Source organism: Calditrichota bacterium, assembly GCA_014359355.1.
Lineage (GTDB): Bacteria > Zhuqueibacterota > Zhuqueibacteria > JANLFK01 > Oleimicrobiaceae > Oleimicrobium.
The window spans coordinates 25,406-37,657 of sequence record JACIZP010000388.1; the positions used below are offsets into that span (position 1 = coordinate 25,406).

6 protein-coding genes are annotated in these 12,252 nt (G+C 61.7%); all 6 read right to left on the minus strand.

Features of this window, described 5'->3' with window-relative positions; translation table 11 throughout:
• Nucleotides 1–44: 44 nt before the first annotated feature.
• Entirely contained in the window at nucleotides 45–1,115 is a 1,071-nt protein-coding gene (locus H5U38_16160) for a T9SS type A sorting domain-containing protein (GenBank protein ID MBC7188559.1), read from the minus strand.
• Nucleotides 1,116–1,168: 53 nt separating this feature from the next.
• Entirely contained in the window at nucleotides 1,169–2,866 is a 1,698-nt protein-coding gene (locus H5U38_16165) for a hypothetical protein (GenBank protein ID MBC7188560.1), read from the minus strand.
• A gap of 224 nt (nucleotides 2,867–3,090) precedes the next feature.
• The gene (locus H5U38_16170) at nucleotides 3,091–5,034 is read right to left on the minus strand and encodes a T9SS type A sorting domain-containing protein (protein ID MBC7188561.1); all 1,944 of its coding nucleotides are present in this window, start codon (nucleotides 5,032–5,034) and stop codon (nucleotides 3,091–3,093) included.
• Nucleotides 5,035–6,094: 1,060 nt separating this feature from the next.
• Entirely contained in the window at nucleotides 6,095–8,299 is a 2,205-nt protein-coding gene (locus tag H5U38_16175; GenBank protein ID MBC7188562.1) for a S8 family serine peptidase, read from the minus strand.
• Nucleotides 8,300–8,321: 22 nt separating this feature from the next.
• Nucleotides 8,322–11,378, minus strand: coding sequence for a T9SS type A sorting domain-containing protein (locus H5U38_16180; protein MBC7188563.1), 3,057 nt, complete (start codon nucleotides 11,376–11,378; stop codon nucleotides 8,322–8,324).
• A gap of 575 nt (nucleotides 11,379–11,953) precedes the next feature.
• A partial coding sequence (locus H5U38_16185) for a T9SS type A sorting domain-containing protein (GenBank protein ID MBC7188564.1) occupies nucleotides 11,954–12,252 on the minus strand: 299 nt, incomplete at its 5' end.

Below are 12,252 nucleotides of genomic sequence, written 5' to 3' on the forward strand. Positions count from 1 at the left end.
CAAGTTGCGCGACGTCCAGGCCGCATCTGGTCCGGCGCCACGGCTCACTTCAAGAGCTGCATGGTCTGGGTGAGCTTCACGCCCTCGGCTTCCAAAGTGTAGACGTAGATGCCGCTGGGCACGCGATTGCCGAGGTCATCGGTGGCATCCCACCGCACTTCATGGCGGCCTACCTCCAAGTGCCCCTGCACCAGGGTGCGGACCAACTGCCCCTTGATATTGAAGATCTTGAGGGACACGCTTCCGGCCTCTTTGACCTCAAACCTGATCCACGTCGCGGGGTTGAACGGGTTGGGATAGTTTTGTGCCAGAGAGACCTTCTCGGGAACTGCCACCACCGGCGCCAGAATGGGGCCGTGCAGGCGCACTCGACCGGCATAGTCGATGTCCGCCAGCATGTAGTAGTAGGCAGTGTCCGGAGCTGCCTTGCCGTCGTGGTAGCTGTACTCGCGGCGCTCCGTGCTGTTGCCCGCGCCCGGGATCAGCTGGCTGGTGATTCTGACAAACGGACCCTGTTCGGCAGTGGCACGCCGCACTTCGAAGCCGCGGTTATCCGTCTCCGATTGCGTCACCCAGACCAACTTCACGCCGCCATTGACCCGGGTCGCCTCGAAGGCGATTAGCTCCACGGCCACCACTGCGTCCTGGGTCGACCAGGTGGGGAAGTCGACGCTGCCGAAGTCGCCCTCCAGCACCAACACGGCGAGTTGCGAATCCCCGTAGTGACTGGCCGTTGCCACGCTGGAATCGTTCCAGGCGCGGCAGTAGATGACCGCCCCATTCACCAGCAGATCGTGGGTGAGCTGCGTGGTGAATTTGCCTTCGTGGGGATTGAAAGGGAATCCTGCCCCAACGAAGGTCGTCCCGATGAGCACATCATCTCCGGTCGGGTTGCCGTTCTCATCTGGCATGTTATTCAGCTCATCAGCGCCGGCGTAGATAATCTGAATCAGGTCGCCGTAGCCGTCAAAGGCTGAACCCTGCAGCCAGTTGCCGAGCTCGTCCTGCACCCCGCTGACGCAGCTGACGTCCACAGTGCCAGCTCTTGCTTGGGCACCTGCGAGCATCAGGCACAGCATCCCAACCACTGCGCAGAAGACTCCTCTTCCACACATTGCACTTCCTCCTCTCTGCTTCACACTGCAACCACACTTCCCAAATCCCCTAGCTATCGGCCTGGAAACGGATTTGGACACTTCCAGGTCCGCGGCTGCTGTCCACTGCGGATGTGCAGCCAGTACCCCTTTCCCGGCTCCAGCCGCAAGTGCGAGGTGTCGCTGCCGGTGGCATTCAACCACTTACCATCGTAGGGGGTGCCCGTGCCGTCCACCAGCCAGGCGACCTCGTAGTGGTCACCCATCCAGGCCATGATCCGATCGGCCTCGCGGCTGTTAGTCGCCCCTTTGGCTACTCCTTGCTCCCAAAGGCCCGTTGCCGTGAGCGGCATGCTCACCGGATAGCAACTACCGATGAGGTTGAGCCCGGGTTCGATTTCTACGGCGTGGGCGCTGTCTGTCGGCACCTCGCCGAAGAACTGGAGCGTTGCTGGCTGGTGGCCCTTGCGTACCTCCGCCCAGAACCCTTCGCCGCGCGTCAGTGTCATCGTGCTCACTGCGCTGCCTGCTTCGTTCAGCCACTCACCATCGTATGGCGTGCCCGTGCCGCTCACCAGCCACGCGATCTCATAGCTGCTGCCGTGCCACTTCATGACACGATCGGCGACCAGCGCGTTGGCTCCTCCGGTGAGGACCTGGCCCAAGAGACTCTTCAACTGGTCATCTTGGGCTTGGAGCGGCACCGAAACCAGATTCCGCCCCACTTCGAGGCGCACGCCCAACGTGCCCACCCTGCGCCGGAGAGGCTCCTGTCCTGCGCCACGTACCGCCTCGATGACGTAGTAGCGGCCAGCCACTGCAGCCGCCCCTTCGTCGACGAATTCGGTGCCGCTCACCACCGCGCAGGGGGACTCCGGGTCAAAGTAGGGGTGCTCCCCGCGATACACGCGATAGTACTGGGCGTCGGGCAGGGCATCCCACGACAGAACCAAGTCCGTCCCCGAGCGCGAGATGTGGGGCTGCAGATCGCTGGCTTCGCTCTCCACCCGGAGCAACACCACGTACATGCTTCCGGCGCTCGCTGAACCGTTCTCACCCAGAATCACGGTCTCACCTGGCTGATACTGCCGCGTGCTCTCCCAGAGGCGGAAATCGGTGTTGCCCGCGTCGCTGACCCGGATGGCAAAAGTCGTCCTGGTAAAATTGCCACTCAGCCAAGCCGGCGTCGAGACACGACTGTCGTGCGCTACGAACAACCGCACCCGTCGCAGCAAGGAAAACCGCACCTGGAGCTGCGGGTCGAACTTGTGGTCGTTCTTCGTCTTGATCCACAACAGACCTTCGAATGCGTCTGGTATCTCGACGATCTGGTAACTCCTGTCCACGTAGTACTGGTCTCCTTCATGCAAGGCCGCCACCACATATTCCTCCGGCTGAAGTTCTGCCACCGTGCTCACATCGACACCGGCAACACCTGAGACCTCGTTGGAGAAGAGGCTCTCGTTCCCGGTGCTGTCGTAAGCGGTGACGGCAAAGTAGTAGCGCATGCCACGGGCCAGATCACCCACCAGCGCGCTGGTCGAGTTCCCCACGTCGATGGTGCAAAGGTAGTGGTGCGAGCTGGGGCCGTAGTGGAGCCGGTAGCCGGCCACGTCGGGTTCGGTGTTGGCCTGCCAAGCGATGCGCAGCGAACAGCCTTCTTGCGTTGACCCCACACCTGTGGGCCTGTGCTCCACCGGCACGCTGAGCAACGCCACGCATTGTCCGGCCACCAGCAACATCGTCCACGACCTCTTCGCTCGAATCGCCATAGCTTGCTCTCACAAAGAAGAAATTCTTAACTGCCCGCTCAAAAAAATTTCCCTCTCCCTGCTGCGTCGCCCTGTATGCAATCGAGTCTCTCGATCTGGTAGCACTGTCATCACTCCATCCGTCCTCCGCGCCTGCCGGGCGAGGCTACAGTGGCGCGGCCACTGCAGCCTCAGCCTCACTTGCCCGGCCTACGCACCTCTCCTGCCGGAGCAGACTCACCCAGCTATCGGGTGAGGACAACCTTCTTGCTCAGCTCCACGCCGTTGACGCGCATGACGCAGAAATAGGTGCCGCTGGAGAGCGGCTCACCTGCGTCGTTCTTGCCGTTCCACACCAAGGAGTGGCTACCGGCGCTCATAATCTCATCCGCGAGGTGCCGCACCAGCTGCCCCGCCGCGTTGTAGATGCCGATCCACACCCTGCCCTCACTCTTGACCTGGAAACGAATGGTCGTCTCCGGGTTGAAGGGGTTCGGGTAGTTCTGCTGGAGTTCGTAGATCATCGGCACCGGACCCGAGGCCACTGAGATAGGCCCATGGAGGCGAATGCGTCCGCGGTAGTCAACGTCGGCCAGCTTGTAGTAGTAGCCCTTGCCGAACTCGACGTCGCGGTCCACGTAGGTGTACGTGTGCAGCACACTCGCATTCCCTGCGCCGGGGATGAGCGTCTTGTTGATTTTGACAAAGGGAGCGTCCTCCCCTTCGGCGCGGTAGACGTCAAAACCCATGTTCTCGGTCTCCGACGCCGTGCTCCAGCGGAGATGCACTTCGTCGTTGTGCCACACTGCCGAGAACGACGTGAGTTCCACGGGCACCGGGTTCTCCATGTAGCCGAAGTCGGCATCGGCATAGTCCTCGCCCTCGGCCAGATCCACCACCAATGGGTCGCCGGCGGTGGTCAGGATGGGCGGTAGCCCGGCAAAGTTCACGGGGAGCGTTGCGTCATCCACGTCCACCAGGTAGTGACCTGCCATCAGCCCGGTGAAACGGTACCAACCGTGCTCCACCTCTTCGGTGGCGGGGTTATCGCCAGTGACCGTCCATGTGACCTGCTCCGTCTCGCCTCCGGTGCCTTTGCGCAGAATGACGGTGACCCCATCAATCCCCTGTTCGCCCTCATCCTGCACGCCGTCGCCGTTCGCGTCGTTCCAGACAAAGTCGCCGATCGAGCCCATGCCAACCAGGGGCAGGCGGATGGCGCACACGACCCAAATGCCACTGGCTGAACGTTTGCCATAGGGGCTGTCCGACTGGGACTCGATCTGGAGCGCCAACCAGGCACTGCCCGCCGGGAGCTGGACACTCATCGTGAAATTGTCCCACTCCTGTCCATTGGCCGAATGGAACGGATCGGTGTCCTCCCCGTCTACCGCGCTCGAGGAGTGGTCGTAATCGACGGCTTCTGGCGCGTCCACGATGCTCCCTGCCGGGATGGCGTCGCCGCCTACCTGATACCACAGACCCGTAGCCTCGTCCTCCTCCACTCCCCCGACCATGAGGAGCAGGTCCGTAGTGCGCGACACGGGTGCGGTGCTAAAGCCGAACCGCAGGATTTGGCTCGTGGGATGAAACTTGGAGAACAGGAAATAGTCCACTCCATCGGCGATGGAGATCGTGGCAAGCGGCAGGTCCGGCTTGCTGTAGACCACCAGGATGCCGCCGCCGAACGCCCTCCCAGACGAGCCCAGCAGTCCGGGGTCAAAACCTGACAAGCTGACGGTGTGCGTGCCGGGGGTAATCATGGCCGTGACGTCCGCCCTGTAGCTGAACCGGAAGCGCCCGGCAATCGCTGTCGTCATGCCGATCAACTGGCCAGTGATCGTGGCACTCGCCCCACCGTCGATTTGCAGCTCAACGTCGGGGTCACCCCAATGGTTCGGCGGAGAGTCGCTGTCCTGCCCGCCCCAGTAGAGATACGCGGCCTCGATAGTTGCTCCCTCCGGCACGACCAACTGGAAGGTGCCGGCGCCGGTGATCAGACCCACGCCCCCGGCCACCATGTCCACGTGGCCCGTGATCGGCGGCAGCGTCACCTGCATATAGTCGTCGCCGTCGAGCTCCTTGGCGCCCGCGTTGTCGCTGCGCACCAGCAGGCCAAGGCCCGCTGCCGCCCCCACCAGCAGCACTGTGCAGACCACCACAGTGCCTTTCTTTGCTGTTCGCCTCATTGTGACTCCTCCTTTCCTACACTTCGTGGTTGCCATACATCAGGCGGTAATGAGCTGCCCGTGCTCGCCACGATGCACGGCATTCCACCCCCCACACCTCCCGTCGGGCACCCTTGGGGCATCTTGTGCCTCACCTGTCAGCCATCTTGTTGCCACCGACACACTCCGCGTCCCCCGCTTGCCCATTTGCGCCTCCCTTCAAACTGAGATGCCCCATCATCTATGTCAGAAACGAGATTGTTTTCGCTCCGATTTCTGGCCTGCGGCTGCCGTGGCTGCCCGCAGGAACCAGGTCCCGCAGGCAGCCAAACGGCTTCAATCCGAACTCGTAGGCTCGTCCGTGGGCCACGCCGCTTGGCATAGCGAACCTGCTGCCATCCCGAGCTCTACGCGCGCGCCCACCTCTTGACCTCCTTTCCTAGTCATCTCCGTCCACCTGCGTGGGGCAGTGAACCTGTGCGCCGCCGAGGCTTGCCTATGGCCTGTCGCGCGTGACGAAGTTTCGTTCGCCTTCGGAGTCGTCATCTTTGCGCACCACGTAAGTGACGTAGATGTTGCTTCGGTCTTCCTTCAGGAACATGGCTGATGCGCTTCGGCAGAAAGCGATCAGCTTTGGTGAGACTGTTCCTGGGATTCGTACGTCAAATCTCCGGTAACGCTCTTGCGAGGTTCTTGACTCTGTGTGAGGGCGGAACCTCGCTGCTCGAGGTGATCTAGCGCTCCAACTGAACCAACCCATTCCCAAGACCCCAGCACCCAAGAGCGCGATCGCCATCATCAAGTTGTCCATGTACGCTCCTCCATCTGGGGGATGCATGAGCGGACTTGATTGCGATCTTTTCGCCCAAGGCGCCGCGGACCGCTCTGTCCGAGGTCTGGCGATCTGGAACACCAATTGTCTGGGCGCTAGCCTGAAATGAGCCTCCGCGCTCCTCACACCTCACCGCACGTCATTCCGGCCGCCTGCGTTCACCTCCTTTCTCCTCTTTGCTCCGCTGCAGCCCATGTAACCTTTCCCCCTTCCCCTCTGGGCTGCTCCCCTTGATCCCCGCCGGCGCACTCAGCGGGTCAGCACCATCTTGCGCGTGGCACGAAAGCCATTGGCGCGCAAGACGCACAGATAGACCCCCCCTGGGAGCGCCGTGCCCACCTCATCTTTGCCATCCCACGTTACGCTGTGCACACCCGCGTGCACCTGCCCATCCACAAGGGTCCTGAGAAGCTGGCCAAGCATATTGTACACCCGCAGCTCCACATGCCCGTCCACAGGCAGAGTAAACGAAATGTGCGTGACAGGATTGAACGGGTTCGGGCTGTTCTGTGCCAGGGCATACTCTCGCGGCAAGGCTTTGATGGTAATTGTCGCTGGCCCGTGCAGCGTGCGTCTGCCTCGACAGTCCAGATCGGCCAGCCAGTACCAGTAGGCATGTCCAGCCTCCACACCGTCGTCGTCGAAGACGTAGAGGTTTGTCTCGTTGGTGGTGCCCGCTCCTGGAATGAGCTCCGCGGTCAGCTTGACGCGCCTCCCCAGCGCATCCTCTGCCCGGTAGACCTCGAAGCCGAGGTTTTCTGTCTCGCTATGGGTCTCCCAGGTCAGCCGTGCACATGACCCCACCTGGGTAACCTGAAAGCTGGCGAGCTCAACCGGTACCAAGTCGTCGTTGTGCACAGTGCCGGAGCCGAACACGTTGTCTTTGCCGGGGTCGCCGTAGTCATGGGAAACCGATTCTTCCAGCCGGGCAAAGACCTGAGAGGGAATCCACTCTGGGAAGCGGTCGAGCAACAAGGCCGCCGAGCCCGCCACGTGGGGCGCCGCCGCCGAGGTGCCGCCGAACAACCCGCCTCCTGTGAACACCGACACGCTTGTGGGGCCCATGAGGTCAGGCTTCACTCTGCCGTCGTAAGTCGGTCCCTGCGAGCTATAGTAGATTTGCGGCCCAGTGTGCCACTGGCTGGCAAGCACCGCCCCGACGGTGAGGGCGCGCGCGGCATCCCCTGGGATGAGGACGCTACTCGATTCATGGCGGTACTCCAGGTCGTAGTAATTCGTGAACAGTGTCAGTTCCTGCGAGCCGTCCGCAGCCGTCTTGCGAATGCGCACCGCCAGTTGGGCGGAGCGATCCATGAGCACCGATATACTCTCCACAGGCCACTGGCTCCCGCTCTGCCTGGTCGTCGAAGAGTCATACGCCACCCACGAGCCGCTGCCCGCATCGTAGTAGTACAGGAACAGGTCATAGTCTTGGTCAGAGTACCACCAATCGTTCCAGGAGAGATAGACGCCTACTGAGGCCCCGACATTGACGGAGCCGATGTTGTTGAACTCGTCAATGCTGGCGCCCACCGCAAAGTCGTGCCATCCATTGCCATCGCTGTCGGTGAACTGCGCACGATAGTGCCGGCGCGCATGGTTGCCTGCAGCGTTCACCCACACGATGCCATGAGCAAAGGCCGTGTCCACAATGGCGCAAATCGGTCCGGTGCCGTCGAGAGGGCCAGCATTGGGCCAGCACATGGAGTGGTTGATCACCCGCACGCCTCTGGCAATGCAACTGTCCACTGCCGCAGCAAGGTCGAGGTCATCGGCAATCTTCATCAGATAGAGCTCGCTTCCTGGCGCCATGTCGTACACCACCTCGGCCACCATGGTGCCATGCGTCGTTCCCCCAATGCCGGTACCGGTGAAGTCATCCAGGTGCACCCCACTGGGCAGCTCCCCATTGGCAATCGCCTGGTCGAGATTGCCAAAGCCGGCATCGATCACTGCCACCTTCACGCCGGAGCCATTCCAACCATTGGCATGATAGCCGTCGGCATTGGTGAGCGCCACCCCTTCGCTGGTCACCGTCTCCAGCGGGCGCAATGGGAGCCTGATAGTTCTTGCCCACTTCGCCTCGCTGGCGAAGCGCGATAGCTGCGCCTGCGGAATGGCGATTTTCGCCACTTGCTGTCGGGCACCCAACAGCTCAGCGCCATACGGGGCCAAGGCCCCCTCCAGGCTCCTCGCATTCAGCTCAGACTCCACGATCACGATGAACCGGCCATCGCGCACGGGAATGTCATGCCGATAGGCCCAATCCTCGACCACCCTCTGGGGACCACGGCCGACCAGCTCGATGAGGTCGCAGAGTCGTCCCTCCACGTGGGCCAGGCGGCCACGGCGCTGGAGCTGCTCTTCTCCGGTCCCGCCATATCCGCTGAGGGTCGAGACCAAAAGGAGAACTAAGGCAGTCAAAGGGATTGGCATTTCTCTTACCAGTCTCATCCTCGACCTCGTCCGTGCCGTGTCACTTGGTGAAGGCCATCTTGCGCGTTGCCCGGTAGCCGTTCACCGTAAGGGTATAGACGTACAAGCCTGTGGGCACTGCATTGCCCTGGTCGTCCGTCCCATCCCACGTGACGGTATGGCGCCCCGGCTGCAACTGGCCGTCTACCAAGGTCTTCACCAGTTGACCGAGCATGTTGTAGACCTTGACTGTCGCATGCCCCTGTTCTGGCAGAGTGAAGCCGATGGTGGTAGCCGGGTTGAACGGGTTCGGATAGTTCTGCTCCAACTCATAGCTGCGGGGCGCCGAACGCACCGTCGCGGAGACAGGCCCGTGGAAGCGCATGGCCCCACGAAAGTCCACGTCAGCCAGGCGATAGTAGTAGGTCATGCCTTCTTGCACGTCCGTGTCCTCGAACCTATAGGAGCGCTTCTCGTTGCTGGTCCCGGCACCGGGAATCAACTCCCTGGTAATCCGTTGGTAGTTGCCGCGCTCTTCCTGGGCGCGATAGATGTGGAAGCCCAGGTTCTCCGTCTCGCTCTCCGTCTGCCAGCTCAGGACCACCTTGCCAATTTCTCCTGAGGCCTGGAAACTGCTCAGTTCGATGTCGACAAGCAGGTCGCCATAGTCTTCCACTTCGCCATTGTCCGCCAAGCCGGTCGGAGTCTGCGTTCCTACCGGGGCGCGGTCCAGCCGAGCGCGGAGCCAGGTTGTACCCAATGGCTGGCCCGCGAGCCATTCTGGCGCGCGAAACACGGCTGTGCCCGCCCCGGTGCTGATAATGGTCGTGTCCACCACCAGCTCATCAGGGTGCTCCCAGGATCCGCTGCGATCCCAGTCGATCCACATGTGCAGGTAGGCAGGGTTATCTTCAGAGATATCGCCGCTGGCGATCCACTCGATGGCCGCATAATCGCCAGGCGAAAAGCTGCCGCCGTTGATGAAGGGGCCGCTGGGGTCCGCCGAGTAGCCAAGGAAGTTGATGCCATCGTCATACTCGTCGAGGTCGATCTGCTTGGTGTCCAGCTCGTCGCTTACCCCGGAGCCCAGCCAGATGTCGCCGATCACATGCGCCGCGCCATTGTTGATCCAATGGCTGGGATAGGTAGTGTCCGGTGCATCACCAAAGTCTAACAGCTGCAGTTCCTCCACCGGCGCAGCGGTGGGGTCATAGTCCTCCACCTCGCCGTTCAGCGCGCCCCCGGTGGGCTGGCTGCTGGTGTTGTCGTCGTCAATACGGAAGCGTGACCAGCTTCCGCCCGCCTTCGCGCTGCTTGGCACGGCAAACTCCATGGTATACACCCCTGCACCAGAGACAGGGTGCCCGGTAAACAGCCTTTCCCCTTCGTCATTCCAGTCACCGTCCCCATTCCAGTCGTACCACCCATGAAGGTATGCAGCGTCAGCCGTGCCGCTGACGGTAATGCGGACGGCCCCATACCACCCGGGCCGATACGGAAGCTGATAAGGCCCGCCAGTGACCGGGGAGGAGCCGAGGAACTCTACTCCATCCTCGTCCTTCACCCCGGCGGAATCGCCGTCTACAGGCTGCCCATCCCATTCGGCATCGACCGTGGCCCCCATCCAGACATTGCCCAAAGTGTGGTAGGCCCCGTTGCTGCTCAGCAAAGTGGGGTAAGTTGGGTCGGGCGCATCCCCAAAGTCTGCGCAACGGCAGGCGCCTGCGTCCAAAGAGAAGTTGTTTTCGCCCTCGGCGAGCGTCACTACTTCGGTCAGGCCGGTGTAGGGGTCTACATCCGAGTCCAGTTCGTCGTCACTCCCCTGGTTTGGCCGCGAAAACCCATAGCCGCGCGGTAGGACGAATTGCAGCCGGTAGCTGCCCGGCAAGAGGTTATAGAACGCATACAGTCCGTTCTCGTTGGTGGAGGTGGAATCCAAAGGTTGCCCGCTTTCCGAGAGCAGATAGACCACCACTCCCTCGATGCCCTCTTCGCCTTCCTCCTGGATGCCATTGCGATTGCGGTCCATCCACACCCTGTCGCCCAAGGAGCCATCAAGAACCACCACCAAGAAGGCAACCCCCCGATTGCTGTTGCCGTCGTTGCGGCATCCTTCCACCCAGCGGACCTTCACCGTGTCGCCAGGTTGCGGGTTGTCTGCACCGAGCAGCGCCCGCGGGATAATCGCCTCAACCACGTAGGTCGCATGGCCACACTCCAGGTCTTGTTCATCCAATAGCCCGTCGTGGTTCAGGTCGTACTGGTAAAAGGCTGTCTGCACACCGTCGGCGGACGTCCCCAGCAGGGTGCCGGAGAAATCGGCTGCCAAGGGATCAAAATTCGTGTACTCCTTGTGTGCGGTGGTAGCGTACTTATCACAGCTGGTGTACCAGTCGCTGTTGTTGGTACGGTACAGCTCGCTACCCACATTGTTGTCGTGCATGATGGTCGAGTATGAGCCCTCCCACGGACTTGGCTTCACCTCGTGGACGATGTCCACGCCAAAGTCGTAGCGCCAGTTATCGCCGCCGGTGGTGCGCAACGGATTGAGCCCCATGTCCAGCGTAAGGTCCCCCGGTCTCACCCACACATTGATGCCACTCCGCCTCTCGTGGACACCGCCCACCTGAGGACCTGGACAGGAGGTCACCACAGCGATATAGAAATTGTCCTGATCGACGCTGGCGTAGTAGGCCTCCACGTCGTAAGGCTCGGACCCCGACGGCCACTGTCCCCAGTAGTCCTCGTGGGCAGAAACCGAGCTGGAGCTCCAGTAACCGTACCAGTCGCTGCCTGAAGGGTCGTTGGTCGGGATGAGCATATCCAAACCCGGAGGGCACAGTTTCGGCACAAAGCTGGACAGATCGAAAGGTAGCCCTGTGGGTGGATATGTGTGCCCCGCCTGCGATGGAACGGCTCCCAAGCACAGCGTTACGCCGAAGTAGGCTTCTAACAAGGTGCCCGCCGTCTGGCTGCAGGCTGTCCTGGCAGTACCCATGGCCGCCAAGACCAACCAGGCCCACGTCAAGAAGATCGCGCTCTTGCTGAGCTTGGGGCGGGGGTCGTTCGAGCGAGCCTGCCCATTTCCCCTTGCTCTGGTAACTCTTTTGCTTATCATGGTCCTTCCCTCTCTACCTTACTGGGGCCCCGTTCGCCTCTCCACTCTCTTTCCTCGCGAATCTGGCCCCTCCTTCCTCAAGCCTCTCATTCCTCATCCCACCGGCGTCGCAGTGGTCTTCCGCGCCTCGCTTGGCAAGGCGAAGAAGAAATTATTAACCAGCAAGAAACGACAACTGCGCCCCTTTCCTATTCCCCTCTCTTGGCCTGCGGAGGCGCGTTACCTCAGCACTCCCGGCCTTTGAGGAGATAGTTGACCCGGTCTGAGGGGGAGGTCACATGGGGTGACCTCCCGCCCTCGACCGTTGATGGCTTCGCCCCTGCCGAGACTTCCATCATCCATACGTGCCAGCACTTCTTGCACCACATTCGGATTCTCTTCCCTTCCACACCACACCGCAACCAGACTCGGCACGAGCTCCCAACCTCACCTCACCGAACGCCCGAAGCCATCCGTAACCTTCGTTTCCCTCTTGCCTCCGTCGCGCCCTTCGGAGCTGGAGGTGGTGGGCGCATCCCACTTGCGCGGGACGCGACCCACCAAACCTCCCTCTTTGGGCAACTCCTGCTCTTCTCCTATCTGGCAAAGACCATCTTCTTGGTCATGCGAATGCCCTCGGCTTCCATGACACATAGGTACGTGCCGGTGGGCATGACCACGCCATAGTCATCGGTGCCGTCCCAGAGCACCTCGTGGCGGCCGCTGGTCATGGCACCGTCCACCAAGGTCCGCACCAGGCGGCCCATCAGGTTGTAGACCTTCACCTGCACGCGTCCCTCGGTAGGCACCCTGAAACCGATCTTGGTCTCCGGGTTGAAGGGGTTCGGGAAGTTTTGCTCCAGCTCGAACCTCTCCGGCACGCGCGGCACTGTGG

Excerpts from the sequence above, each read along its gene's own strand:
- H5U38_16160 (MBC7188559.1), bottom strand. The coding sequence starts at position 1,115 with ATGTGTGGAAGAGGAGTCTTCTGCGCAGTGGTTGGGATGCTGTGCCTG.
- H5U38_16165 (MBC7188560.1), bottom strand. The coding sequence starts at position 2,866 with ATGGCGATTCGAGCGAAGAGGTCGTGGACGATGTTGCTGGTGGCCGGA.
- H5U38_16170 (MBC7188561.1), bottom strand. The coding sequence starts at position 5,034 with ATGAGGCGAACAGCAAAGAAAGGCACTGTGGTGGTCTGCACAGTGCTG.
- H5U38_16175 (MBC7188562.1), bottom strand. The coding sequence starts at position 8,299 with ATGAGACTGGTAAGAGAAATGCCAATCCCTTTGACTGCCTTAGTTCTC.
- H5U38_16180 (MBC7188563.1), bottom strand. The coding sequence starts at position 11,378 with ATGATAAGCAAAAGAGTTACCAGAGCAAGGGGAAATGGGCAGGCTCGC.